We start from the raw sequence: 24,918 nt of genomic DNA on the forward strand, positions 1-24,918 counted from the left end.
TTTTTAGAATGTCACGACAAGTTTTTATAGATACCGAGACAACAGGTTTTGATTATAAGATTGGCAATCGAATTATTGAGTTTGGTGCTGTTGAAGTCATTGATAGAAGGGTCACAGGAAATACATTGCACTTTTACTGTAATCCAAATTATGAAGTTGAAGCCGGAGCTTTAGCTATCCATGGTCTTACAAATGAGTTTCTTGCAGATAAACCTCTTTTTGAAGATAAAGTCGATGAAATGATTGGTTTTTTAAGAGATGCTGAAGTAATTATCCACAATGCTGCTTTTGATGTGCCATTTATTAATTGGGAGCTTAGTCTCTTAAAAAATAATAAATACGGAACACTAGAGCAAAATGTAGCTAAAATAGTAGATAGCCTTGAGTTAGCTAGAAAAAAACATCCATTACAGAAAAATAACCTTGATGCTTTATGTAAGAGATATCAAATTAGAAATGATCATCGTACTTTTCACGGTGCATTATTGGATAGTGAGCTGTTAGCGGATGTTTACCTGGCTATGACAGGTGGACAGACTAACCTAAGTCTGCAAACAGCCAAAACAGTAAGCAAAAACAGTATTGACATTGATATTAATAAACTAAACTTACGCAAAGCTGATGATAGTATTAGTGATATTTCAGTACATCATAACTATCTTAGCAACTTGCTAAAACTAGAAGAAGATGCCAAATGGTAAGAAAAATAATTTTTCCAGAAGCAAAACAGCATGAGCTTATTTCAGCAGGTAAAGATTTTTTTGCTCGGGATTTGTTTTTAGAAAAAAATACTTATAAAGCCTGGTTAGTTCTAAAACAAGCAGCAACTAATGATGGTGTTAGTTTACTTATAGTTTCAGGTTTTAGAAGCTATGAATATCAGCAGAAAATTATAGATAGAAAACTTGCCAGTGGTCAGACTTTAGAGGAGATTATGAAAGTAAATGCTTTGCCAGGAGAGAGCGAACATCATACTGGTAGAGCTATTGATTTAACAACCGGAGATGAAAAAGAAGTTTTGACAGAGAGTTTTGAAAAAACTTATGCTTTTGAGTGGTTAACTAAAAACGCACATAAATATGGCTTTAAGCTAAGTTTCCCACGTAATAATAACCATGGGTTCATATATGAACCATGGCATTGGTGTTATCATAATGAAAAATGTTAGTAGATTTTTATTTATAAGTGTATTTGTAATATTACTAAATTCTTGTAGTACAGCAAAAAAAGATGTCACAAAGCTTGAGTTTGTTTCTAGTAGCTATCCTTGGATATTTAGCCATGTACGTAAAGAGCTAGTTCAAGGTGATGTAATCGAAGCAATCAAAAAAAATAGTAGTATTGGTAACGTTAGACAGCTTAAAAGACTTAATCAATTAGAATCTGGAAGATTATTACAGCTAAATAGTGATTATAAAGCCTCAATAGAAGCCTATAGTAAAGCTATAGGGTCTTTACCTAAAACTCAGCAACAGTCTCTAGATCAAGCTAAAAAGATTCTTCTAAATAGAAATACATATGATTACTATGATATTAAGACTGCATATGAAATTCCAGATTACGCAATTACTTTCTTGTATACTTATCAGGCATTAAACTATCTTGAAACAAATGATATCAAGCAAGCAATACAATCACTTAATAGCCTTGATAATGCTAAGATATGGCGTGATGAGCAGGAGATACTCGCTGAAGGAATGAAGCAGCTTGGACAAAAAGACCTAGATAGAAATGAGATAACTAGCGATAATCTAGGCTTAGAAAATTTTAAACCCTTGACTCAAATGCTTGAGTTTTCAAAAAGAATACCAAATGCGTATGGTAATCCAATGAGCTATTATCTTAAAGGTTTACTTGATTCGGCAGTTTCAAAAGATTATCAAAAGTCTTTGACAGACATTGAAGGCGCACAACAATATACGGTTGGCAATAAATATCTTGATCAAACAGCTAATGAGTTTAAATCGGCAATAATAAGTCAGACCTCACCATTTGCAATGGGTATGGGTAGAGTGGTAGTATTGTATGAGCAAGGACTTGTATATACGCGCAGTTCTGCTCAAGCAAGTTTAGACCTTGGTAATATAGGTGTTAGAAAGATTGACTTGCCAGTATATAACACTGCCTATAATTTATTTGAACCTAAGCGAGTTATAATTTCAGCAGATGATACTAATTTAACTGATACATATACTGAAACTTTGTTAGATACAACTTTGTTTGCGACAAAATCTTTAATAGAAGCATACTCAAAAGTTATAACTCAAAATGTCGTTATCGAGGCGTTTAAATATGACTATGAGAAGAATTTCGCTTTAGGAGGTTTATTAGGTAGTACTTTGAAGTTTGATTTATCAAAAACTGATCCTAAAAGAGCAGATTTAAGAAGTTGGCTACTACTACCGAATAGTGTTGATTTATTTGAGCAACAACTTGATAGCGGTAATTATATGATTCAAGTTAATAATATTCGCCAGAAAATTGCGATTAAGCAAGGTAAAACTACTCTTTTATGGATTGTTGATATTGGTAAGTTTAAGAAAGTTTATTATTTTATTTTTTAGAAGACACTATTCTAAATTTATTTTAGATTCTTTCTAAACTAACTTTAGTTGCCGTTTAGAATTACTGTGATTAAATCGCAACTCATATTTCTTCAAAAACAGATGAAAATATTCTCACTACTATTAAATTTTTATTTGCCATATTTAGTTATAAGTAAATTCAATTAGATGGTAAATCAATACAAAATTATATTTACTCATGTTCAATCAAATGATATAAATAATCTATATCGAAACAAAAAAGAGGAGATTTTTTATGAAAGATATTATAATTTTGGGTGCCGGCAGAGTCGGTTCACTTGTCAGCTGCTTATTGGTTGAAAGCGGGGATTATATAGTTCATCTACTTGATAAACATATCCCTGATGATAAACCTGTTTTAGAAAGAAATACTAATAATTTAAAATATGTAGAATTAGATGTAACAAACTCTACAGAATTACAAGGCTATGTAAAAAAGCATAATGTCAAAACTATTGTTTCATGCCTACCATTTTTCCTTAATAAAGGTATTGCTAAATTAGCTGGTGAGCTTGAGCTTAATTATTTTGATCTAACGGAAGATGTTGAAGCAACTGATTATATCAAAAGTATAGCAGAGAATTCTAAAAATAATTTTTTTGCACCGCAATGTGGTCTTGCCCCTGGATTTATTAGTATTGTATCTAATAATCTTATGCAAGAATTTGACTCAATTGATACTGTACGTATGAGAGTAGGAGCATTACCATTAAATGTATCAAATACACTTCAATATGCTTTGACTTGGTCGACTGAAGGATTAATAAACGAGTATGCTAAGCCATGTGAAGGTATTGTTGATGGCGAAAAAAGAACTCTAGCACCATTAGCTGATATTGAGCAGATAAAGATTAATGGCCTTACTTATGAAGCTTTTAACACTTCTGGAGGTATTGGCTCAATGATAGATACCTACGCTGGTAAAGTTAAAAATATAAACTATAAAACCATTCGTTATCCAGGTCATTGTGAGAAAATGAAGTTCCTAATGCAGGATATGAAGCTTGGTGAAGATTTAGAGACAATGGTTAAAATTATGGAAAAAGCTTTGCCGCGTATTAATCAAGATGTTGTGCTTATTTATGTATCAGTTGATGGAGTACGTAAAGGTCTAAAAGCAGAACGTCATTTTGCACAGAAGTATCCTTCAAAACTTATGTTTGGTAAGTATTTTTCCGCTTTACAATTAACTACAGCGACTAGTTTATGTGTAAGTATTGATCTTTTACTTAATGCTAAAAAAGAGCCTAGAGGCTTTATAAATCAAGAATCAATATGCCTAAAAGATTTTTATAACAATAGATTTGGTCAATATTACAAAAAATCTGGACTATTAATACAAGCAGATTAATATGGGGGAAGCATGAGTATTTTAAAAGAACTGAATTTAGGTTTACAGGCATATATAACTAACGATACTAAGAACGTTATAGAAACTTTAAATCCTGCAACAGGCGAGCTTTTAGCTAAAGTTAAAAATCAAAATGTAGCTACTATGCGCGAAGCTATCTCAAAAGCTACAGAAGTTGCTAAGCAATGGCGTCAAGTACCAGCACCTAAAAGAGGCGAGTTAGTTAGACTTATCGGTGAAGAGTTACGCAAGAATAAAGATCATCTAGGTAGTCTAGTATCTCTTGAGATGGGTAAATCTAAACAAGAGGGTGATGGTGAAGTTCAAGAAATGATAGATATGGCGGATTTTGCTGTAGGTCAGTCACGCATGCTTTATGGAATGATGATGAATTCTGAGCGCCATAATCATAGAATGTATGAACAATGGCATCCATTAGGTGTTGTTGGTGTTATCTCAGCTTTTAACTTTCCTGTAGCAGTGTGGTCATGGAATGCTTTTATAGCCGTAATTTGTGGTAATACAGTAGTCTGGAAACCATCTGAAAAAACACCTTTGTGTTCAATCGCAGTACACAATATTTGTCAAAAAGTAATTAAACAGCATAATTACCCTGAGATTTTTTATACAGTTATTTCTAAAGATGTTGAGGTTTCAAAAACGCTAGTTAATGATGAAAGAGTAAATTTGGTCTCCTTCACTGGTTCAACAAGAGTAGGACAAGATGTTGGTCAACAAGTTGCTAAAAGATTTGGTAAGTCAATTTTAGAATTAGGTGGTAATAATGCTACAATCATTGATGAATCTGCTAATTTGAAGCTTGCAATTCCAGCAGCAGTTTTTGGTGCAGTTGGTACAGCTGGTCAAAGATGTACTTCGCTAAGAAGACTTTTTGTCCATGAATCTGTGTATGATTTAGTCAAAGAAAAAATGGTTAATGCGTATAAGCAAGTCAAAGTTGGTGACCCTCTCGATCAAACTAATTTAATGGGACCTCTTATCGATCAAGCTGCGGTTGATAATTTCACTAGAACTGTAGAGCAAGCTATTAATCAAGGTGGTAAAGTTCTAACAGGTGGTAAAAGTATTGCAAAGCCTGGCTTTTTTGTTGAGCCGACAATTATTGAAGCTAATCATAATATGCCAATCGTTGTAGAAGAGAACTTTTGTCCAATATTATATATAATGCCTTTTAAAAATATTGATGAAGCTATAGTACTTAATAATAGTGTAATGTATGGTTTATCAAGTTCTATATTTACAGATAATCTTCAAAATGCTGAAAAGTTCCTGTCTAGCTTAGGTAGTGATTGTGGTATAGCTAATGTAAATATTGGTACCTCTGGAGCAGAGATTGGAGGGGCATTTGGTGGTGAGAAGCATACTGGAGGAGGGCGAGAAGCTGGTTCAGACGCTTGGAAAGCATATATGCGTCGCCAAACTAGTACTATCAACTATGGTAAAGATTTACCATTAGCACAAGGAATTAAATTTAATCTAGGGGAGTGATATTATGAGCGTTGATATTTTAGACAAGTTATGGGATCAATATATTCGTGATAATCCCCATGCAAAAGAAATTTATGATCTATTTGTAAAGAATGGCGAGAATCCTATAAATGATCATATTGCATTACGAACTTTAGATGATGATAGGATAAATATTTATAAGCTTGCAGAGGTTTTTATTGAAAAAGGTTATAGTATTTGTGATGATTATGATTTTGCAGTAAAAAAGCTTAAGGCAATACATCTTGAGCATAGTGATGAGACTCAACCGAAAGTATTTATTAGTCAGCTTTTAACAAACGAATTCTCTGATGAGTTACAGCAGACACTAAAGAGATGTGTTGATCTAATACCACAGCAATTGCTGGATAACCCAGAGAATTTACTATTATCTGGTGTGAGTTGGCAAATCGACTATGCTACATACCAAAAATTACTCGAAGAGTCTGAATATGCTGCATGGTTTTATGCTTTTGGCTTTAGAGCTAATCATTTTACCGTATTTATTAATAATTTGAAAAAATTTGCTGAGGTTTCTCAAGTAAATATTTTTCTTAAAGAAAATGGATTTAGGCTTAATTCATCAGGTGGTGAAATCAAGGGTTCAAAAGACGAATTACTTGAACAATCAAGTACTATGTCAGGTTTAGCAGAGGTTAATTTCGAAGATGGTAAGCGAGAGATTCCATCATGTTATTATGAATTTGCTAAAAGATATCCAGATAACACAGGTAAGTTATACCAAGGTTTTGTTGCTAAATCTGCAGATAAAATATTCGAAAGTACAAATACTAAATAAATTACTGTATCAAAGTTATTCTTTTGAATAAACTTCTTTGCTATTATATACCTATATAGGGTATATTTGGGAGAGGTTTATAAATGTCAAATCCTTGTCATAAAAAACATTTAGGTAAACTTAATAGAGTAGTTGGTCAAGTTGAAGCAATCAAAAGAATGATTGATGATCAGCGTTATTGTGTTGATGTTATTACTCAAATAAAAGCTGCTCGAAGTGCGTTGAAATCGATCGAGTTAGCTATTTTAGAAACACATATGCAATCTTGTTTAGAAAAATCTTGTCAGTCAGACTCCAAAGAACTATTAGAACAAAAAATAGCAGAAATTATAAAACTTTTAAAAAAATATCAATAAGGATAATAAATATATGAATAAACAACAAGCTATAATTTATAGAATGGTGACAGATAAACATATTTGTCCTTTTGGTATCAAAGCCAAAGATTTACTAAAACGTAAAGGCTATCTTATAGAAGATATTCACCTTAAGGATAGGCAACAGGTAGATGAATTTAAAAATAAATACGATGTCAAAACTACGCCACAAATATTTATAGGTGGTAATAGAATCGGTGGTTATGATGATTTAGTTAAATTTTTCGGTTTAGTAAAAGATAAACAAGCAAAATCATATAAGCCTGTAATAGCAGTTTTTGCGATGACTTTTTTATTAGCGCTAGCATTTGGTTATTTGATTGCAGGCAATATATTTGCTTTATTAACCATAAAGGTTTTTATGGGATTAAGTATTGCATTTCTAGCGACGTTGAAGCTTCAAAACTTAGATAGTTTTGTTAATCAGTTTATAACTTATGATCTATTAGCAATGCGCTACTTAAGATATGCATATATTTATCCATTTGCAGAGGCTTTTGTTGGAATATCTATAATTGCGGCAGTTTTTAGTTATTTGGCAGCACTAATAGCTATCATAATTGGTTTAATAGGCGCTATTTCTGTGTTTTATGCTGTGTATATCCAAAAACGAGAGCTTAAATGTGCATGTGTAGGAGGCAATAGTAATGTTCCTTTAGGATTTTTATCATTAACAGAAAATATTATGATGATAGCTATGGGTATTTGGATGATATTTATGTGAGCTCAATGATTATTTGAAATTATTTTAGCGATCTTAGCAAATAAATCTTCGTATATTGAGCTTTTACGCATAACTAAATCAACTTCTCTATAGAAATCCCTATTATCAATATCAATATATTTGACATTTTCAGTCTTAGTACATGCAATTTTAGGTATTAGAGTTATACCTTCATCGATAGATACCATTTGTCTTAGGGTTTCTAGACTACTACCTTTAAAGTCGTTATTATTAAATTCCTTTAATGCACAGAGCTTAAGAGTTTGATCTCTAAGGCAATGACCTTCGTCAAGAAGCATAAGGTTCTGTTTGACTATCTCTCTTACACATATTTGCTTATTTTTTGCTAATGGATTAGTCTTAGCTACAGCTACATAAAATTTATCATCAAAGACTTTTTTTCTTATGAATTGGTAGTTTTCAGTATGTGTGGCTAGTAAAGCAAAATCGATTTTACCTTGATCAAGCATTTTAACAAGAATGTCTGTTTTTTCTTCAATTACAGCAATACTTAGATTAGGAAGTTCTTGCTTTATAGCAGGAAGAATTTTAGGCATTAAGTATGGACATAAAGTTGGAAATGCACCAATAGTAATACTGATTTTACCATTCTCTAAAAGTAGCTCAGCAATTTTTTTAAGATTGTTTACTTCATCAAGAATTTTGTATGCTTGGTTGACGATTTTCATACCGGATTTAGTTATCAAGACTTGTTTTGTACCGCGTTCAAAAATTTGAATACCAATATACTCTTCAAATTTCTTTATTTGCATACTTAATGCAGGTTGGCTGACAAAACATTTTTCTGACGCTGTAATAAAGCTTTTTGTCTCATACACAGAAATGATATATTCAAGAGTACGTGTATTCATAACTAAATCTTATAGTTACTATAAATATTATATATTTTAAATTATGTTCAAGAGTAATACAATAATAGTGTAGCTTAACAAAACAAAGGAGTTAGAAATGACTAAAAAAGTACCTAATGTAACTTTTAAGACTAGAGTAAGAGATGAGAGTATTGGTGGTTCAAACCCATTTAGATGGCAAGATGTAACATCAGCTGATATTTTTGATAATAAAAGAGTAATTGTATTTTCACTACCAGGAGCATTTACACCAACTTGCTCAACTTATCAATTACCAGGTTTTGAAAATAACGCAGCTAGATTCAAAGAGCTAGGTATAGATGAGATTTATGTTTTATCTGTAAATGATAGTTTCGTTATGAATAAGTGGATTCAGGTTCAGGGAATTCAAAATATCAAACCAATCCCAGATGGTAATGGTGAATTTACTGAAGCTTTAGACATGCTTGTTGATAAATCAAATATTGGTTTTGGCAAAAGATCTTGGCGCTATGCAATGATCGTAAATAATGGTGAAATCGAGAAAATGTTTGTCGAGCCTGGTAAGCGTGATAATGCAAATGATGATCCTTACGGTGAGTCTTCTCCAGAAAACTTATTGAAGTATTTAGAGTCTAAGTAACTATGAAAAAAGTTATTGTTGTTGGTGCGACTGGAACTATTGGTGGAGCAACTACATATTCTTTAAAAAATGCTGGTTATGAAGTAGTAACTGTGAGTTTTTCTGGTGAGAAAACTGATTTTACTGTAGATATCCAAGACTCTAAGTCTATAAAGAGTTTATTTGATAAAATTGGCAATTTTGATGCTTTGATATCAACTACAGGAAGAGTTGCTTTTAAAAATATCACTGCAATAGAACAACAAGATTGGCAATTAAGCTTAAATAATAAACTTCTAGGTCAAATTAACTTGGTGCAAATTGGCTCAAAATATATTAATGAAGGTGGTTCGTTTACACTTACTTCAGGGATATTAAATGTTGAACCAATAGCTATGGGTAGTATAGCTGCTACTGTTAATGCTGGTTTAGAGGGCTTTGTAAAAGCAGCATCTCTAGAGTATAACAAGTTTCGCATTAATGTTGTAAGTCCAACTGTTGTTGAAGAAGCTCTTGATAAATATGCGCCATTTTTTATTGGATTTAAGGCTGTTAAGGCTGAAGAAGTAGCGAATGCTTATCTTAAGTCTGTAGCAGGTATAGCTAATGGTGAAATTATAAAAGTAGGCTTTTAACTTAATTTCTAGTTTAAATAAAATATTTAGATTGTTATTTGTTTAATGACCGTATCAAAGACTTGTTTTATAGAAAGTTCTGAAGTATTTACGATTGTAGCGTCATTTGCAGGTCTTAGTGGTGCTACTTTACGGTTACGATCTTGAAAATCTCTTTGTTTAATATCTGCTAAAATTTTTTCAAAGTCAGGATTTTGCCCTTTATTTTTTAGTTCCTCATACCTACGTTTGGCTGTAATCTCAGTACTAGCATCGAGAAAGAATTTGTATTGTGCTTGTGGAAAAACCACTGTTCCCATATCTCTACCATCAGCTACCAAACCTTGTTCAGTAGCAAACTCTCTTTGCTTGTTTAAAAGTATAGCTCTGACAGTAGGGTAAGCAGCAATTTTTGAAGCAAGCATCCCTGTTTGTTCAGTACGTATCTCTTTAGTTACATCTTGATTAGATAAGAATGCTTTAACTAAATCATCTTCAATTTTGAAACTGATGTCTAAATTTATTAAAGCTTTGCAGACATCATCTTCGTTTTCAAGATTGGCATTATTTTTGAAACAGTGTAACGCAGCTAGTCTATAAATAGCACCGCTATCTAATAGTTTAAAGTTGTAGTATTTTGCTAGAGCCTTGGCTAAAGTACCTTTACCTACACCACTTGGACCATCAATTGTAATAATCTTAGAATTGTTCATTCTCAAAGTCCTGCATAAACTGTACAAGTTTTTTGACATCCTCTAGGCTTACTGCATTATATAGACTTGCTCTACAGCCACCTACACTGCGATGTCCTTTAAGACCATAGAAACCAGCTTTACTAGCATTGCTTAGAAATTTATCTGTTAGTTCTTGTGTAGGTAAATGAAAGATTATATTCATATTTGAACGATATTCAGGCTTGATATCATTTTTATATATTTTTGAATTATCAATAGCTGAATAAAGTAAATTGGCTTTCTGATTGCTAAACTCTTCAACATTATTTAGATTAGTAAATTTTTCAATCAAATACTCTAGAGTTAACTCAAATGTTACCCATGAAATTACAGATGGGGTATTATAAACTGAATTTGATTTTTTCATTGCAAGGTAGTCAAAGACTACTGGAATATTATGTTTCTCTTTGATTAATGAATCTTTTACTATCACTATAGTCAAACCTGGAATTCCAGCATTTTTCTGTGCTCCAGCATAAATAAGCCCATAATCTGAAATATTAATAGGTTTTGATAAAAAACTCGATGATACATCACAAACTAGTTCTGTATTACATGATTTAGCTAATTTATTAATCTGGAATCCATCGACTGTTTCATTATCTGTGTAATATATATAGTCATATTTATTCGCTTGAAACTTTTGTGCGATATTATCATCATATTTAATGGCATCAACATTAATAAATTTAGCTGCTTCTTGAGCAGCTTTTTCTGACCATTGACCACTACATACATATAATGCATTATTGTATTTATCAGCCAAGTTTAGCGGAATCGCAGCAAATTGCGCAGTAGCGCCAGCTTGCATTAACAGTACACTATAATTATTGGGAATACTGAGTAAAGTTCTTAAATTTTTTTGAATCGAAGCATGAACTTCATCAAAAACCTTATCGCGGTGAGAAATTGATAATAATGACACTCCAGTATCTTTATAATTTGTCATCATTTGTTGTAGCTGTTGTATTATCGATGTAGGTACAACTGCAGGACCTGCACAAAAATTGATTTTCATAATTAAAAAATAATCTCTAATATACAAATTTAAATATATTTTATCAGACTTAATTCGTTTGATATAAGCAAAATATTAGTAAAGTTGAAAAGAAGAGCAGTTTTTATATTTTTGTTTAAGAAGTTGAGAATTATCAAAGTATATTTTTTCAAATTTACTAAATGAATCTTCAAAAATAATAATATTATTATCTGAATTATATGAATTTCTATAAGAAACTCTAATGTAGTAGTCATTATCAGTTTTATAGACTTTAAAGGACAAGTCAGCACCATAACCGGGGTTTGTGGTTAGTATTTTTTTTGTTGTATCAGCTTTGCTAAGTAAGTAAGCAATATTAAACCTAATACCAGTATCGTGTCCAACAAATAGAATATATTTAGGATATTTTTTATCATTTGGATTTAAAATAATTCGCTTTATATCAAAAATTATTTGGCTAATTACAACAGCACCATTAGAGTTGATTGAGTTTTGTAAATAATCTTTTATAAAACCAGCAAAGCCATCTGATTGTGCTGGAATAGCAGAGTGATAGCTATTAAAATTAAATATATCTATCAAAACATCGATATCAGAACTTGTAAGGCCCTTATATGTCTTAAGTACCGAGCAGCCTGATTTTAAGCAATAATCTTTTAGTGGAATAAGTTGCCCTGCAAACTTAGCAATAGGCTGTATGCATTTATAAGCCTGTTGTGGCGTAGAAATTGTAGTGTCACAGTAGTCATCTTTAGATATATAATTATTTTTAGCTAAGACTTCAGATAAGTATCCTATTTTACGCCATTCATCAAGCCAGCCAGGTGCAGAATCAATATTTTTGATATTTTTGTGTATGCTCAACATTGGATCTTTAGCTTTAGGTATAATATCAATAACATCTGAGTTTTTTATATGAGGGAACATCCCTAATAAAACTGCTTGAGCGCTAACGATATCCCTATTAGTACCATCAGCAACAATACAAATATCTTTTGGATGATACTCATTACCTAGGAGCTTATAATGTTCTTTAACAAAATACTCGCCATTATATCTTTCCATCTCAAAGCCATATTGAGTTAATTGTCCAGCTGGTATGTTATCTACATTCCATAAGGGAGGGTATTCTAGCTTGGGGTCATATTGTGTTGATGTACGAGCTCCATGTCTTATAATATCTGCGGCAAATATAATATTTGCATTAGTTAATTGCGTTTTGTTAATATGATATGAATCTTTCGCGGAGCTTATGATTATACTTGTAAAGTATAGCACGCAGATAGTGAGTATTTTTTTCATTATTAATCTTTTAATATTTATTATTTAATCCAATCGCGAGGTTTTATATATTGGTAAACTTTTTCTTCTTCAGAACCCAGTTCAGGATGCCAATTATATTTCCAAGTTGCCATTGGTGGCATTGATGAGAGTATCGATTCAGTTCGACCACCACTTTGTAAGCCAAATATCGTACCTCTATCAAACACTAGATTAAATTCAACATATCTACCACGACGATAAAGTTGAAAATCTTTATGCTTTTGTGAATATTGAATGTTTTTTCTTTGTTTTACTATTGGAATATAAGCATCTAAATAAGAATTTGCGCAGTCTGTTACAAAATTAAAGCATTCATCAAAAGATTTATCATTTAAATCATCAAAAAATAAACCACCAACTCCGCGACACTCATCACGATGTTTGAGATAAAAATATTCATCGCACCATTTTTTAAATCTAGGATAATAGGTTTTATCATGCTTATCACAAATATTTTTTGCTGTTTGATGCCAGTGAATTGCATCCTCTTCAAAAGGGTAGTAAGGTGTTAGATCAAAACCACCACCAAACCACCATATTAGATTATCAGTATCAGCACCAGCAATAAAAATTCTAAAATTAGCATGGGATGTTGGCACAAAAGGATTACGGGGATGAATAACTAATGATAGACCTGTAGCTATAAAAGATTTTCCTGCTAATTCTTGTCTTTTTGCTGTAGCTGATGACGGCAACTGATCGCCATGAACTCTAGAGAAAGCTACCACACCTTTTTCAAATATTTCTCCGCCTTCTATGATCATTGAGTTGCCATAACCTTTAAGTTTTTGTTCAAGAGTATCTGGCTTTTGCCATCTGTCAGAAATAAATTTTGCAGCATTTGTTTCATACTGCTCTAGAGCTGTGGTAATATTTTGTTGAAGCTGTGTTAGAAAATCTTCAAATTTTGAAATTTTTTCTTGCATAAAATATCATAACCTTTGATTTTAAATTCTATTTATAGATGAATAGAAGTTGAAATTAATGAATACTATTTTAGCAGTAGGGAAATAAAATTGCTTGTAAAAAATAAAGCCTTTTCAGTTCTTGAAATTGTATTGCTACTAGTGTTTACGATAATTATTGCTAGTTCAATATATTCGATATACCTAACACACAAGTACACTACACGTATCTCAAACACAATGGCAAAACTAAAGCTAATAAAAACACAAGTAACTACCGAGTTGAATTACGGTAATGGTCATATTGCTAAAGAAAAGTCACAAAATGGTCTGTATGCGCTAACAAATATATCTGATAAAAAAGTTCATGATTATAGTTCTAGTAATATCCTAATTAAGGATAATGGAGAGATATCACTAAAACTTGATGATAGATATTTAGGTAAGGGCAACATAATAATGACACCATATGTTAAATCAAGAGCTAAAACAGAAGATCCATATATAGTTTGGGATTGTTTAGTAACTACCAACAAAAAAATAGCACAAAGTCTAATGCCGGAAGAATGTGTTGTCAAATTAGTCAATAAATAGTTGCTATTATTAGCTTGTGATAGTATAATCTTTTCTTGCTCTTTGCTATATAAAATATATAGCTTATCAGTAAAAACAATCAAATGATAAACCGGAAGGAGTTTATAAAAATGAAACATTATGAAGTCGTTTTAATGATTCACCCTGATCAATCAGATCAATTAGATGCAATGCTTGGCAAATACCGTAGCATAATCGAAGAAAAAGGTGGTAAAATCCACAGATTTGAAGACTGGGGACGTCGTCAATTAGCTTACCCTATCGAAAAACTTCACAAGGCACACTATGTACTATTTAATATTGAGTGTCCAACTGAATCTCTAGAAAAGCTTCAAGAATCTTTAAGATACAACGATGCTATTTTACGTCGTTTAGTTATCGCTACAAAAGAAGCTATAACAGAACCATCAGTAATGATGGAATCAAATGAGAAAGAAGTAATTTAATAGAGGAATTGTAAAATGAGTCGTCGTAAAGTTTGCCGTTTCACTGTAGAAGGCGTGAAAGAAATAGATTATAAAGATGTTAATAAGCTAAAAGCTTATATTACTGAAACTGGTAAAATCGTACCAAGTCGCGTAACTGGTACATCAGCTAAGTATCAAAGACAGCTAGCAACAGCTATCAAAAGAGCTAGATTCTTAGCATTACTACCATACTGTGATCGTCACTTTAATTAATACTGGAGGTTGATTACAATGCAAGTTATTTTAAAAGAAAAAGTTGAAAACCTTGGTGTATTAGGTGATATCGTAAACGTAAAACCAGGTTATGCAAGAAACTTCCTTATCCCATTTGGTAAGGCTGTACAAGCAACTCAAGCAAATATCAAAGCTTTTGAAGCACAAAAAGCTGAGCTAGAAAAAGCTGAAAAGGCTAGATTTGAAGCAGCTGTCGCTGTTGCTGATGCAATTAAAGATAAAGTCTACACTATAGCTGCTCAAGCAGGTGATGGTGGTAAGTTATTTGGTTCTGTAGGTACAGCAGAAGTTGCTGAAGCTGTTTCTAGCCAATCTGGTAAGAAAATTGAGAAAAGCCAAGTACGTATGCCTGAGGGTGTTATCAGAAGTATTGGTGAATTTGAACTTACAGTTCACGTTTATACAGATGTGGATGCAGATATTAAAGTAAATGTTGTAGCTGCTGAAGCTTAGTTTTATAATATACAAACTAACACTGTATATTCTAATAAATATAAAAACCATGTGTTAGCATGGTTTTTTTGTATTTAAAGCAAGGATTTTAATGTCTATGGATTATCAGTTTAAAGCTGCTGAAACAACTTACTCTCTAGAAGCAGAAAAAGCTATTTTAGGGAATATATTACTATACAATCAAAATATAGAGTTGGTAGAAGATTTTCTTTTGATTGATGATTTTTTTGATAAAAGACATAAAACGATATATAAACAGATTGTTACGCTTAATCAAGCAAATACTCCATTTGATGTATTAATTTTAAGTGAGTATCTCGCAACAGAAGGTCTTCTAGAAGAAGCAGGTGGTGAAGCTTATATTATAGATTTAGCTACAAATACGCCTTCAATATCAAATATTAAGACTTATGCTAATATTGTAAAAGATAAAGCTAAACTTAGAAGTTTACAAACTAGTGTAAATGATATTGTTCAAAAGATATATTCGGCAGATTCTAAAAATCCTGATGAAGTTATTGACTATGCTGAGAGTAGAATACTTGATGTAGCTAAAGAGCGAGAAACACTTACTAAAGGTCCAGAGTCGATAAAGTCTGTAATTCCAAAACTTGTAGATAGAATGAGTGCTATAGTTGACTCCGGAAGTGGTCTGACAGGTATATCAACGGGCTTTATAGATCTTGATAAAATGACATCAGGATTACAAAGAGCAAACATGGGTATCATAGCAGCTCGACCATCTATGGGTAAAACTGTTTTAGGTATCAATATCGCTCAAAATGTTGCAAAAGTTGCTGATAAACCTGTATTAGTTTTTAGTCTTGAGATGCCATCAGAAGATATTGTAACAAGGATGTTAGCATCTCAGGCTCGAGTAGAGATGAATTTGCTTAAAGAATGTAATAGATTAAATGATGCTCATTGGGTTAAAATCACCAGCGCAATGAAAGCCTTAAGTGAAATGCCTTTATATATCGATGATACCTCAAGTTTGACTCCAGCAGAGATGCGTTCAAGAGCGCGAAGATTATATAATGAGCATGGTGGTTTAGCAATGATCTTGATAGATTACTTACAGCTTATGAAAATCCCAGGTTACGAGACTAACCGAACGCTAGAAGTCTCAGAGATCTCGCGTTCACTTAAGGCTTTAGCTAAAGAATTAGATATACCAGTTATAGCACTATCACAATTAAATAGAGCTGTTGATGACCGTAAAGATAAACGACCAATGATGTCAGACTTAAGAGAATCTGGAGCAATTGAGCAAGATGCTGACTTGATAATGTTTATTTATCGTGATGAAGTTTATAATAAAGATAAAGAAGATAATAAAAATCTAGGTGAAATAATAATCGGCAAGCAGCGTAATGGTCCTATAGGAACTGTGCATGTGCGCTTTGATGGTCAGTTTGCTAGCTTTGCTAATTTAACAAATGAAAATGATCATATTTTACCTGGTGATATAGGGTATAACGAATAATATTTATATAAAGATTAAAAGAGAAGTTTCATGCAACAAGATAAAGTTAATTTACTTGGATTAAATCAAAAAGCCATAGAAGATTTTTTCATTTCTATCGGCGAGAAAAAGTTTCATGCAAGGCAAGTTTTTAAGTGGATTCATAAAAAAGGTGTTATTGACTTTGATGCTATGACAGACCTTGGCAAAAATTTACGCAATAAACTTAAGGAAAAAACTGAAATAACTATTCCTAAAGTAGTATTTAGTAAGGCATCAAAAGATGGTACTCATAAATGGCTTATTGATGTTGGTGGTAGTGCAGTTGAGACAGTGTTTATTCCAGAAGAAGGACGTGGAACATTATGTGTATCTTCACAAGTTGGCTGTACTTTGAATTGTAGTTTTTGCTCTACTGGTAAACAAGGCTTCAATAGAAATCTATCAGCTGCTGAAGTTATCGCACAATTATGGATAGCAGCTAGAACATTATCAAAAACTGCTGGCGAACATGATTTTACAGTGACAAATATTGTTATGATGGGGATGGGTGAGCCGTTGATGAATTTTGAAAATGTTGTCCCTGCTATGGATATTATGATGGATGATTTAGCTTATGGATTATCTCGACGTAAAGTAACTCTAAGTACATCTGGTGTAGTTCCAAGAATATATGATTTATTAGAACAATCAGGAGTATCTTTGGCTGTATCTTTACATGCGCCAAATGATATGCTGCGTAATGAAATTGTGCCTATTAATAAGAAGTATAATATTGATGAGCTTCTTAAAGCATGTAAATTGTATGCCGAAAAAGGTCCGCATAAGTATATTACTTTTGAGTATACTTTAATGGAAGAGATTAATGATAATTTATCTGATGCGGAAGAATTAGTTGCGTTATTAAAATCACGTGAAGTTCCTGCTAAAATTAATCTTATCCCATTTAATCCATATCCAGGCACGCCTTATAAAAAGCCTAGCAATAATCGTATTCATAGATTTAAAGAGTTTTTGCAGCACAATGGTTTTGTCACTACAGTGAGAAAAACTCGAGGTGATGATATTGATGCTGCTTGTGGCCAGTTAGCTGGCGATGTTATGGATAAAACTAATAGAAAGCAAAGATACCTCAAGAAGCTTGGAGACACTAATGCAAATTAGTTTAAAAAAAATTATAAGTGTAGCGTTTTTATCGACTATCTTATCATCATGTATGACTCCAGAAACGCCTACTCGTAATTCTATTAAAAATAACTCGCAGCAGCAAAATAATACAAGTGAGAATCTTAATCCAAATAGTGCAGAATTTATCTCACCAGAACAATTTACAGTTAATAAGGCCGACTACAAAAAAGCCACAGCTATAAATGCGGAATTAGCGATTATTTATTCAACAGAGGGCTATTTAGAGAGAGCAAAAACTAAGCTTATAAAAGCACAGGATTTAGCAAAACAGCATGGTTATGACCTTGCTATTGTTGGTTATGCTGCGGGATACTATTATCAAAGTATAGGAGCAAACTCAATTGCTAAAAAGTATTATAAAGATACTTTATATAAGCACCCTAAAGATTTTGAAGCAATGAACTTTTATGCGCAATATTTATGCAGTCAAGAATCAGACTATGCTGAAGCACAAAAGCTATTTGATAAATCTTTGTATACCCCTGATAATGATGATATGGCACAAACATTATTTTTATACTCTCAATGTATGTATAAACAAGGTAAAAAGGACCAAGCGCTTGTATATATGGAGAGAGCTAATAGATTTAGACAAGATTATAGAGCTGCTAAATTAAGATTAGCAGAAATGTATTTTGAAAGAAAGGATTATACAAATTGCTATAAAGTTATCTATAGTATGAAGGATGACCCAGCATTCTTTAATAATAAGCGTATTTTAGATTTGAGATTAAAACTAGCTGAATATGCAAATAATAAAAATCAAGCTGCTGAAGTAAGACTAATTTTATCTTCTAATAACTATAATGACGAAGATATCCAAAAATTCTTTTCAGCAGCCGATCAAGAGGATATAAATAAAAATGCGTAGAGCAAATCAAAATAATGATAAAAATCCTGAAAGATTACAAAAGCTTTTAGCAAAATATGGTATTGGATCTCGAAGAAAAATAGAAGAGTATATCGAGCAAGGTAGAGTTAAGGTAAATGGTAAAGTCGCTACGTTAGGAGATAAAGCTAGTGAAGCTGACAAAATCAGTTTCGATGGTAAAGCGCTACATTCATATGGTCAGCCAATGACTAGACCACGAGTAGTGATTTATCATAAAAGAGAAGGTGAAGTTTGTACTAGCAAAGATGAAAAAGACCGCCAAACAGTCTTTGATTCATTACCAAAATTAGCAAAGTCACGTTGGATAATGGTAGGGCGCTTAGATATCAATACTACAGGTTTGTTGCTTTTTACTACAGATGGTGATTTAGCAAATAGATTGATGCATCCTTCTTATCAAATTGAGAGAGAGTATGCAGTGCGTGTATTTGGTCAACAACTATCTGATGAAACTATAAATAAACTTAAAGAGGGTATACAGCTAGAGGATGGTATGGCCAAGTTTAATAGTATAAAATTCTCAGGTGGCGAGGGTGCTAATCTTTGGTATTACGTGACGCTTTCTGAAGGACGTAATCGAGAAGTAAGAAGGATGTTTGAAGCAGTAGGTGTTACTGTTAGTCGACTAACGAGAATTAGATTTGGCGATATAATTCTGCCTAAATTTGTTTCACGTGGCAAAACATTAGAACTAAATCCATCAGAAGTTAATAGACTTAGAAAGTCTGTTAAATTAAAAGAGTATAGTTTCCCCAAGAAATTAGTTGAAAGGTTAGAGAAAAAATAATGAGCTTTGTAAGTCAGATAGAAGAAGTTTTTGGTGTAGATATTTGGGAGTTAAAACCACAATACAAAATTGCGCAACAAAATCAAACTATTAATGACGTTCGACAACAAGAAGAAGTTATAACAGAGCATCAAAATCATTTGCAACTTATATATTCAAATGAAGTTACAAGTTCTAAAATTATAAATATTCTTACATCAGCTAAAATGAATTTAACTTTTCTAAAAAATATCGCAAACAGTATATTTTTTAATTCAAAAGTTAGTATTTATAAATCAAATAATATTAGTTCTTTTGAGGAACTTGAAGGTATTAATCTCAATGAAAAAGATCTACTTAGTAATAACAATGATTTACTAAGCATTCAAAATAAAAAATATATATTGTCAAAACTATATGAATATGCGGATTTCTCTTCTAGATAATAGCTTCTTTACTAGAGTTGTTGAGTTAATAAGACTTTCTGATAAGGATTTCAGTTGGTCAGATAAGCAGATTTTAGCGTCTTTAAATAAAGATTTAACCTTAGGGTTATTTGAGGATAAACAACTTTTAGCTATAGCTATTTTTAGCAAAATATTCGATACAGCTGAGCTTTTATATATTTGTGTTGATATATCTAAGCATAATAAAGGTTTTGGTTTTAAGCTTTTAAAAAACTCAATTTACTACCTTGCACAGCAGCAAATTAAAGAAATATTTCTAGAAGTAGATATTAATAATCATAGCGCTATCAAACTTTACCAAAAGCTTAATTTTAAGAAAATATCACTGCGTAAGAATTATTATAAAAAAGCTAATGGTAGTCAAAGTGATGCGATTATTTATCAATTAAATATATAACAAACAGCTTAGTTAAACTACAAAAGTAGTATAGACATCCAAAATAGCTCTTTTAAAATAAATATGTTGGCTCTAAATTAAATTTGACACGCCATATTACTATAAATATACTACCATTATAAGATAATAATTGTTTATTTATTATGATCGAATTTAAAAATATATTTGCGCAGTAAAAATGATATAAGTAGAAATATTCTCTGGCATAAAAAACTAACAAGCTAAATACAATCCAACTGATGAATTTGGACTAACAAATTATAAATTTTTAAAATATGAGCGATACTAGCAAAAAAATTAAAAAATGGGATAAGCCAATTTTAATAATTTTAAAAAATTCTTTAACGCCAGAATTAGAAGGCAAAAACCGCAGTGACTTCGAAAGGACATTTGGAGGATATCAGCCGCCTTCTGGTGTCTCCTAGAAGTGAAAATAAAGAGATAAAAATGATTAGTCAAACAATTAAAAATCAAGTCGAAGAAATTAGTCAAAACTTAAATAGTACTAAAAAGTTATGGTGTAGTCCAATTTTGAAAATTAAAACTAGATATTTATTAGAAGGCAAGACTTTTAATGAACCACAAGAATCTTCGTTTGACGCAGATGGTCCAAGTTAGTATTAATTATTATATAGCTAACTATTAATAAAAGTAGTATACTATTTTTTATTTAAGCTATGGCCTATTCACATCACTTTATAAAGAAGGTATTAAAGTTAAAATCAGAGGGTATGAGTTTTCTAATCTTGGCTGATAAATTTAATATAAGTGTTAGAAGTATCCAACAATGGTTAAAAGGGAATCTTCCTAAAGGCACTAGAAATAAACCTAATACAAAACTTGATATGAATAAGCTAAAACAAGACGTTATAGATTATCCTGATAGTTATTTACAAGAAAGAGCTACTAGGTTGGTCGTAAGTGAGTTTTGTATAAGCTATAACCTTAAAAAGTTAAATATTACATATAAAAAAAACTCTAATTCACCCCAAAGTAGACGAAGAGAGGCGAGAATTATTCAGGAATAAGATTCAATCTTATAAAGATCAAGGGTTACCTATATGTTATCTTGATGAATCTGGTCATGCCTTAGATATGCCCCGAACTCATGGTTACTCTACACAAGGGCAAAGATGTTATGGGGTATGCAACTGGGGAGCTAGAGGTCGAACCAATGTCATAGGTGCTTTGATTGGCAAGGTATTATTTGCTGTTGGACTATTTACAAGCAATATTGATACGACTGTGTTTACAACTTGGGTAAAACATTTCTTATTACCTATCTTAAAAACTACAACTGTTATAGTAATGGATAATGCTACATTCCATAAAAATATAGATATGTTAAAAATGATTCGTGATGCAGGGCATATTATAGAGTTTTTACCTCCATACTCACCAGATTTAAATCCAATAGAGAGTAAATGGTCTGAGAAAAAAGCATATATCAGAAAACATAATTGCTCCGTGGAACAGTGTTATGCATATTAGTTTTATACATAGTTATCTATAATTCAAAATCGATACATATAACCTATAGTCAAAAAATCTCAAATTAAAGAAGTTTTGCTAAGTTTTAAAAACTATAACATTAGTTGAATTTGGGTTAGATTTATCCCAATAAGTCCATAAACTAGACTGAGGGGAGCTATAACAATAGCTGTAAATCAAAGTAATTAATATAAGTATAACTGCTTTGTTAGACTTAAACGTATTTAGCATTTTACTGATTCTTTTCGCAAATAAGTAAAGAGTATTATATAACTGAGATCCTTTGATAACTACAAGGAAATACTATAAAATCTACTAGTTAGATTATTACTAAAATAGGTTGCACTATGAATTTTCAATACACTAATTTTAAAATTTTAGAAGTAAGTGGTGTAGATACCAAAAAATTTTTGCAGGGCTTAACGACAGCTGATTTAAATCGATTATCAAGTGATAATGATATTTTATTAACAGCTTTTGCTAACTTAAAAGGACGAATTATTTCACTGTGTTTTGTTAAGTTTATATCCAATGAGAAACTACTTTTGTCAGTCGAACAAGAGGTTTTTGATGATCTACTAGCATGGCTGAAAAAGTACGGGATGTTCTCTAAAGTTTCTTTTAATTCTAATGATGATTATGCTTTGTTTTTCACAAAAACTGGATTTTTAAATCATGATGTTTTGACTAAAGATTTTCTAATTTCTGAAATGACTTTTGAGCAAGTTCAAAAAGAGAATATCTTTAATAAACTTGCAACCATAAATGCAGCTAATTTTGAGAAGTTTCTCCCTGCTGAGTTAGATTTAGATAATCTCGATAAAGTGGTTTGCTACACCAAAGGCTGCTATATGGGACAAGAAGTTATAGCTAGAATGCATTACAAAGCTAAACTAAAAAAAGAACTAGCAGTAGTTAAATCTGAGTCGGATATTGATGATTTTGATTTAAAGGATAGTCAAGGTAAACCTCTGGCTAATGTTGTTAATAAAGTATTTGTTGATAACCAATGCTATATGCTTGTTGTGTTTCATAAAGAAGCTTCTGAGCAAGAGTATCAATTAGATGATGGCAAAATTATAACTAAATGCTAAATAATCTTAATAAACAACAGCAGCAAGCTGTCAAATATATAGCAACACCGTTACTTGTATTAGCAGGTGCAGGTAGTGGTAAAACTAGTGTAATTATAGAGAAAATTTCTTATCTTATTGAACAGCTTTTATATCCTGCAAAAAGCATTTTAGCGGTGACTTTTACTAATAAAGCAGCTAAAGAAATGCAAGAACGTGTCAAATCGCGTCTTGATAAAGAAAAATCAAAAGGCTTGATGATATCTACATTTCACTCGCTTGGTTTATCAATTCTGAAAAAGCATTTTAGTGAGCTAGGATATAAGAAAAATTTTACACTATTTGATAGTCATGATTCTTTAGCTTTGATATATGATATAGCCTATGATGAATATCAGTTACCTAAGCAGAATGCTAATTTTATCCAAACAAAAATATCATTTTGGAAGTCAGCTTTACTTACTCCTGATCAAGTTAAGCCTAAAGATGAATTAGAAGAGCAGGCGGCTTTTATTTACCAAGAATATCAAAAATACCTAAAATCATATAACTCTTTTGATTTTGATGATCTAATATTTCAACCAATACAGTTGTTTAGGAGTCATTCTAATATCCAGAAACTTTGGGCAGATAAGTTTAGGTATATATTGATAGATGAATATCAAGATACTAATGAATCACAATATCAGCTTTTAAAATACTTAACTCTAGGAAAAAATAAATTTACTGTAGTAGGTGACGATGATCAATCTATATACGCGTGGCGTGGTTCAAGACCAGAAAATTTACGCCATTTACAAGAAGATTTTGCTGATCTAAAAGTTATCAAACTAGAGCAGAATTATCGTTCCACAGGTAGAATTTTAAATGTTGCTAATAAGCTTATAGAAAATAATAGCCATATTTTTGACAAAAAACTGTGGTCTAATAAAGACTATGGTGAGCAGATTAAGGTAATTAGTTTGGTAAATGATGAGGATGAAGCACAATTTATAGCTAGTGATATATTTTTTGATAGGGTTAAAACTAAATCAAAAAATTCTGATTATGCGGTGCTAATTAGGAGTAATTATCAAGCATATTTACTTGAGAGATATATGCAAATGCACAAAATTCCATATACTATCAGTGGTGGCAGCTCATTTTTTTCTAAAGCGGAAATTAAAGATATTATTTCATATTTGAGGTTAATTGTTAATCCTGATGATGATAGAGCTTTTTTACGTGTGATAAATACACCTAAACGAGAGGTTGGTAGTGCAACTATTCACAAGTTAGGAGAGTATGCAAGCCAGCATCATTGTAGTTTTTTTCATACATTGTATAATTTAGAAAACTTTGAACTACGTGATTTTACTAAGAAAAATCTAGTATCTTTTAAAGATTTAATACTTAATACCCAACAGCAGATAAACTCAAGTATCTCAATACAAGAGTTAAAAAATATAATTAACAATTTTATTGATAATATTTCGTATAGACAATGGTTAATAGACTCTAGTTCTTCTGAAAAGCAAGCTGAGTTTAGGTATGCAAATGTTATTGAAGTTACGAAATGGATTGTAAATCAACTTGAGGATGAGTCATATAATGGTCTTGAGTCATTAGCAACTGTATTAAATAAAATGCTTTTGATAGATATTTTAGATAGGGATAATGAAGATAAAAATGACAATCAAGTCCAGATTATAACTATGCACGCCTCAAAAGGTCTAGAATTTAAAAAAGTCTATATCATGGGGATGGAAGAGGGGATATTACCACATCAACAAAGTATTGAGGATGATTCAATAGAGGATGAGCGTCGCCTTGCCTATGTCGCAATTACTCGAGCTAGAGAGAATCTCACCATTACCATGACAAAGCATCGTAAAAAATTTGGTGAAAAACAAGTTTCAGTTCCAAGTAGATTTATTGATGAGTTGCCAGAGACAGATCTATATTGGGTTGGCACAGAAAAAGAATGTGCAGAAACTCGTAAGGAAAATTCAAAACAAAATATTTCAGCATTAAAGGATATGTTTGGCTAGTTTGAGC

The 24,918-nt window shown here is 31.7% G+C and carries 30 protein-coding genes; 25 read left to right on the plus strand and 5 right to left on the minus strand.

Annotation, left to right across the window (positions count from 1 at the left end):
• Positions 1 to 8 precede the first annotated feature (8 nt).
• The 8 genes from dnaQ to FSC454_RS05035 all read left to right on the plus strand — a co-directional run bounded on the left by dnaQ (position 9) and on the right by FSC454_RS05035 (position 7,345).
• Positions 9 to 701: a DNA polymerase III subunit epsilon gene (gene dnaQ, locus FSC454_RS05000; protein WP_066046268.1), complete on the plus strand. Its 693-nt coding sequence runs from the start codon at positions 9 to 11 to the stop codon at positions 699 to 701.
• Positions 695 to 1,168: a M15 family metallopeptidase gene (locus FSC454_RS05005; protein WP_066046266.1), complete on the plus strand. Its 474-nt coding sequence runs from the start codon at positions 695 to 697 to the stop codon at positions 1,166 to 1,168. The genes dnaQ and FSC454_RS05005 overlap by 7 nt, the downstream gene beginning before the upstream one ends.
• Positions 1,155 to 2,564, plus strand: a complete 1,410-nt coding sequence (locus FSC454_RS05010) for a COG3014 family protein (protein ID WP_066046263.1) — start codon at positions 1,155 to 1,157, stop codon at positions 2,562 to 2,564. Before FSC454_RS05005 ends, FSC454_RS05010 begins: the two co-directional genes overlap by 14 nt.
• A gap of 256 nt (positions 2,565 to 2,820) precedes the next feature.
• Positions 2,821 to 3,936 (plus strand): saccharopine dehydrogenase family protein, encoded by a 1,116-nt coding sequence (locus tag FSC454_RS05015; RefSeq protein WP_066046261.1) that lies wholly within the window; start codon positions 2,821 to 2,823, stop codon positions 3,934 to 3,936.
• Between the two features lie 12 nt (positions 3,937 to 3,948).
• Positions 3,949 to 5,445 carry an L-piperidine-6-carboxylate dehydrogenase gene (amaB, locus tag FSC454_RS05020; RefSeq protein WP_066046259.1) on the plus strand — a complete coding sequence of 499 codons (1,497 nt, stop codon included), beginning with the start codon at positions 3,949 to 3,951 and terminating at the stop codon, positions 5,443 to 5,445.
• A gap of 4 nt (positions 5,446 to 5,449) precedes the next feature.
• Positions 5,450 to 6,244 carry a DUF1338 domain-containing protein gene (locus tag FSC454_RS05025; RefSeq protein WP_066046257.1) on the plus strand — a complete coding sequence of 265 codons (795 nt, stop codon included), beginning with the start codon at positions 5,450 to 5,452 and terminating at the stop codon, positions 6,242 to 6,244.
• 83 nt (positions 6,245 to 6,327) lie between these two features.
• The gene (locus tag FSC454_RS05030; protein ID WP_066046256.1) at positions 6,328 to 6,600 is read left to right on the plus strand and encodes a metal-sensitive transcriptional regulator; all 273 of its coding nucleotides are present in this window, start codon (positions 6,328 to 6,330) and stop codon (positions 6,598 to 6,600) included.
• Positions 6,601 to 6,613: 13 nt separating this feature from the next.
• The gene (locus FSC454_RS05035; RefSeq protein ID WP_066046255.1) at positions 6,614 to 7,345 is read left to right on the plus strand and encodes a MauE/DoxX family redox-associated membrane protein; all 732 of its coding nucleotides are present in this window, start codon (positions 6,614 to 6,616) and stop codon (positions 7,343 to 7,345) included.
• A 2-nt stretch (positions 7,346 to 7,347) separates the two neighbouring features.
• Here FSC454_RS05035 and oxyR read toward each other — a convergent pair whose 3' ends face one another.
• Positions 7,348 to 8,217 carry an oxidative stress transcriptional regulator OxyR gene (gene oxyR, locus FSC454_RS05040; RefSeq protein ID WP_066046252.1) on the minus strand — a complete coding sequence of 290 codons (870 nt, stop codon included), beginning with the start codon at positions 8,215 to 8,217 and terminating at the stop codon, positions 7,348 to 7,350.
• A gap of 97 nt (positions 8,218 to 8,314) precedes the next feature.
• Here oxyR and FSC454_RS05045 point away from each other — a divergent pair, with 97 nt between their 5' ends.
• On the plus strand, positions 8,315 to 8,839 hold the full coding sequence (locus FSC454_RS05045; RefSeq protein ID WP_014548362.1) for a peroxiredoxin: 525 nt from the start codon (positions 8,315 to 8,317) through the stop codon (positions 8,837 to 8,839).
• Positions 8,840 to 8,841: 2 nt separating this feature from the next.
• Entirely contained in the window at positions 8,842 to 9,453 is a 612-nt protein-coding gene (locus FSC454_RS05050; protein WP_066046250.1) for a short chain dehydrogenase, read from the plus strand.
• 26 nt (positions 9,454 to 9,479) lie between these two features.
• Here FSC454_RS05050 and cmk read toward each other — a convergent pair whose 3' ends face one another.
• The 4 genes from cmk to hemF form a co-directional block, all read right to left on the minus strand.
• Positions 9,480 to 10,145: a (d)CMP kinase gene (cmk, locus tag FSC454_RS05055; RefSeq protein ID WP_066046249.1), complete on the minus strand. Its 666-nt coding sequence runs from the start codon at positions 10,143 to 10,145 to the stop codon at positions 9,480 to 9,482.
• Positions 10,132 to 11,184: a 3-phosphoserine/phosphohydroxythreonine transaminase gene (gene serC, locus FSC454_RS05060; protein ID WP_066046248.1), complete on the minus strand. Its 1,053-nt coding sequence runs from the start codon at positions 11,182 to 11,184 to the stop codon at positions 10,132 to 10,134. The genes cmk and serC overlap by 14 nt, the downstream gene beginning before the upstream one ends.
• A 75-nt stretch (positions 11,185 to 11,259) precedes the next feature.
• Entirely contained in the window at positions 11,260 to 12,468 is a 1,209-nt protein-coding gene (locus tag FSC454_RS05065) for a histidine phosphatase family protein (RefSeq protein WP_066046246.1), read from the minus strand.
• 20 nt (positions 12,469 to 12,488) lie between these two features.
• Positions 12,489 to 13,415 (minus strand): oxygen-dependent coproporphyrinogen oxidase, encoded by a 927-nt coding sequence (gene hemF, locus FSC454_RS05070; RefSeq protein WP_066046244.1) that lies wholly within the window; start codon positions 13,413 to 13,415, stop codon positions 12,489 to 12,491.
• Positions 13,416 to 13,505: 90 nt separating this feature from the next.
• Here hemF and FSC454_RS05075 point away from each other — a divergent pair, with 90 nt between their 5' ends.
• The 15 genes from FSC454_RS05075 (at position 13,506) to FSC454_RS05140 (ending at position 24,911) form a co-directional block, all read left to right on the plus strand.
• Complete coding sequence (locus FSC454_RS05075) at positions 13,506 to 13,988, plus strand: pilin (protein ID WP_231865157.1); 483 nt, start codon at positions 13,506 to 13,508, stop codon at positions 13,986 to 13,988.
• A gap of 110 nt (positions 13,989 to 14,098) precedes the next feature.
• Complete coding sequence (gene rpsF / locus FSC454_RS05080) at positions 14,099 to 14,434, plus strand: 30S ribosomal protein S6 (protein WP_014548355.1); 336 nt, start codon at positions 14,099 to 14,101, stop codon at positions 14,432 to 14,434.
• 15 nt (positions 14,435 to 14,449) lie between these two features.
• Positions 14,450 to 14,668, plus strand: coding sequence for a 30S ribosomal protein S18 (rpsR, locus tag FSC454_RS05085; RefSeq protein ID WP_003021184.1), 219 nt, complete (start codon positions 14,450 to 14,452; stop codon positions 14,666 to 14,668).
• An 18-nt stretch (positions 14,669 to 14,686) separates the two neighbouring features.
• A complete protein-coding gene (gene rplI / locus FSC454_RS05090; RefSeq protein ID WP_014548354.1) occupies positions 14,687 to 15,142 on the plus strand; it encodes a 50S ribosomal protein L9 in 456 nt (151 codons plus the stop codon).
• Between the two features lie 91 nt (positions 15,143 to 15,233).
• Complete coding sequence (dnaB, locus tag FSC454_RS05095) at positions 15,234 to 16,628, plus strand: replicative DNA helicase (protein ID WP_066046242.1); 1,395 nt, start codon at positions 15,234 to 15,236, stop codon at positions 16,626 to 16,628.
• Positions 16,629 to 16,658: 30 nt separating this feature from the next.
• Positions 16,659 to 17,771: a dual-specificity RNA methyltransferase RlmN gene (gene rlmN / locus FSC454_RS05100; RefSeq protein ID WP_066046240.1), complete on the plus strand. Its 1,113-nt coding sequence runs from the start codon at positions 16,659 to 16,661 to the stop codon at positions 17,769 to 17,771.
• Positions 17,761 to 18,666, plus strand: a complete 906-nt coding sequence (locus FSC454_RS05105; protein ID WP_066046239.1) for a pilus assembly protein PilF — start codon at positions 17,761 to 17,763, stop codon at positions 18,664 to 18,666. Before rlmN ends, FSC454_RS05105 begins: the two co-directional genes overlap by 11 nt.
• Complete coding sequence (gene rluB / locus FSC454_RS05110) at positions 18,659 to 19,474, plus strand: 23S rRNA pseudouridine(2605) synthase RluB (RefSeq protein ID WP_003021175.1); 816 nt, start codon at positions 18,659 to 18,661, stop codon at positions 19,472 to 19,474. Before FSC454_RS05105 ends, rluB begins: the two co-directional genes overlap by 8 nt.
• Positions 19,474 to 19,899 carry a chloroquine resistance protein gene (locus tag FSC454_RS05115; RefSeq protein WP_066046237.1) on the plus strand — a complete coding sequence of 142 codons (426 nt, stop codon included), beginning with the start codon at positions 19,474 to 19,476 and terminating at the stop codon, positions 19,897 to 19,899. The genes rluB and FSC454_RS05115 overlap by 1 nt, the downstream gene beginning before the upstream one ends.
• The gene (locus FSC454_RS05120) at positions 19,877 to 20,317 is read left to right on the plus strand and encodes a GNAT family N-acetyltransferase (protein ID WP_066046312.1); all 441 of its coding nucleotides are present in this window, start codon (positions 19,877 to 19,879) and stop codon (positions 20,315 to 20,317) included. Before FSC454_RS05115 ends, FSC454_RS05120 begins: the two co-directional genes overlap by 23 nt.
• 447 nt (positions 20,318 to 20,764) lie before the next feature.
• On the plus strand, positions 20,765 to 20,935 hold the full coding sequence (locus FSC454_RS09785) for a hypothetical protein (RefSeq protein ID WP_167359444.1): 171 nt from the start codon (positions 20,765 to 20,767) through the stop codon (positions 20,933 to 20,935).
• Between the two features lie 59 nt (positions 20,936 to 20,994).
• Complete coding sequence (locus FSC454_RS05125) at positions 20,995 to 21,345, plus strand: IS630 transposase-related protein (RefSeq protein ID WP_066045226.1); 351 nt, start codon at positions 20,995 to 20,997, stop codon at positions 21,343 to 21,345.
• Position 21,346: 1 nt separating this feature from the next.
• A complete protein-coding gene (locus FSC454_RS05130; protein WP_156470857.1) occupies positions 21,347 to 21,808 on the plus strand; it encodes a transposase in 462 nt (153 codons plus the stop codon).
• Between the two features lie 347 nt (positions 21,809 to 22,155).
• Entirely contained in the window at positions 22,156 to 22,902 is a 747-nt protein-coding gene (gene ygfZ / locus FSC454_RS05135; RefSeq protein WP_066047020.1) for a CAF17-like 4Fe-4S cluster assembly/insertion protein YgfZ, read from the plus strand.
• Entirely contained in the window at positions 22,896 to 24,911 is a 2,016-nt protein-coding gene (locus tag FSC454_RS05140; protein ID WP_014548344.1) for a UvrD-helicase domain-containing protein, read from the plus strand. The genes ygfZ and FSC454_RS05140 overlap by 7 nt, the downstream gene beginning before the upstream one ends.
• The last annotated feature ends 7 nt before the right edge of the window (positions 24,912 to 24,918 follow it).

This window comes from Francisella hispaniensis FSC454, from assembly GCF_001885235.1.
Lineage (GTDB): Bacteria > Pseudomonadota > Gammaproteobacteria > Francisellales > Francisellaceae > Francisella > Francisella hispaniensis.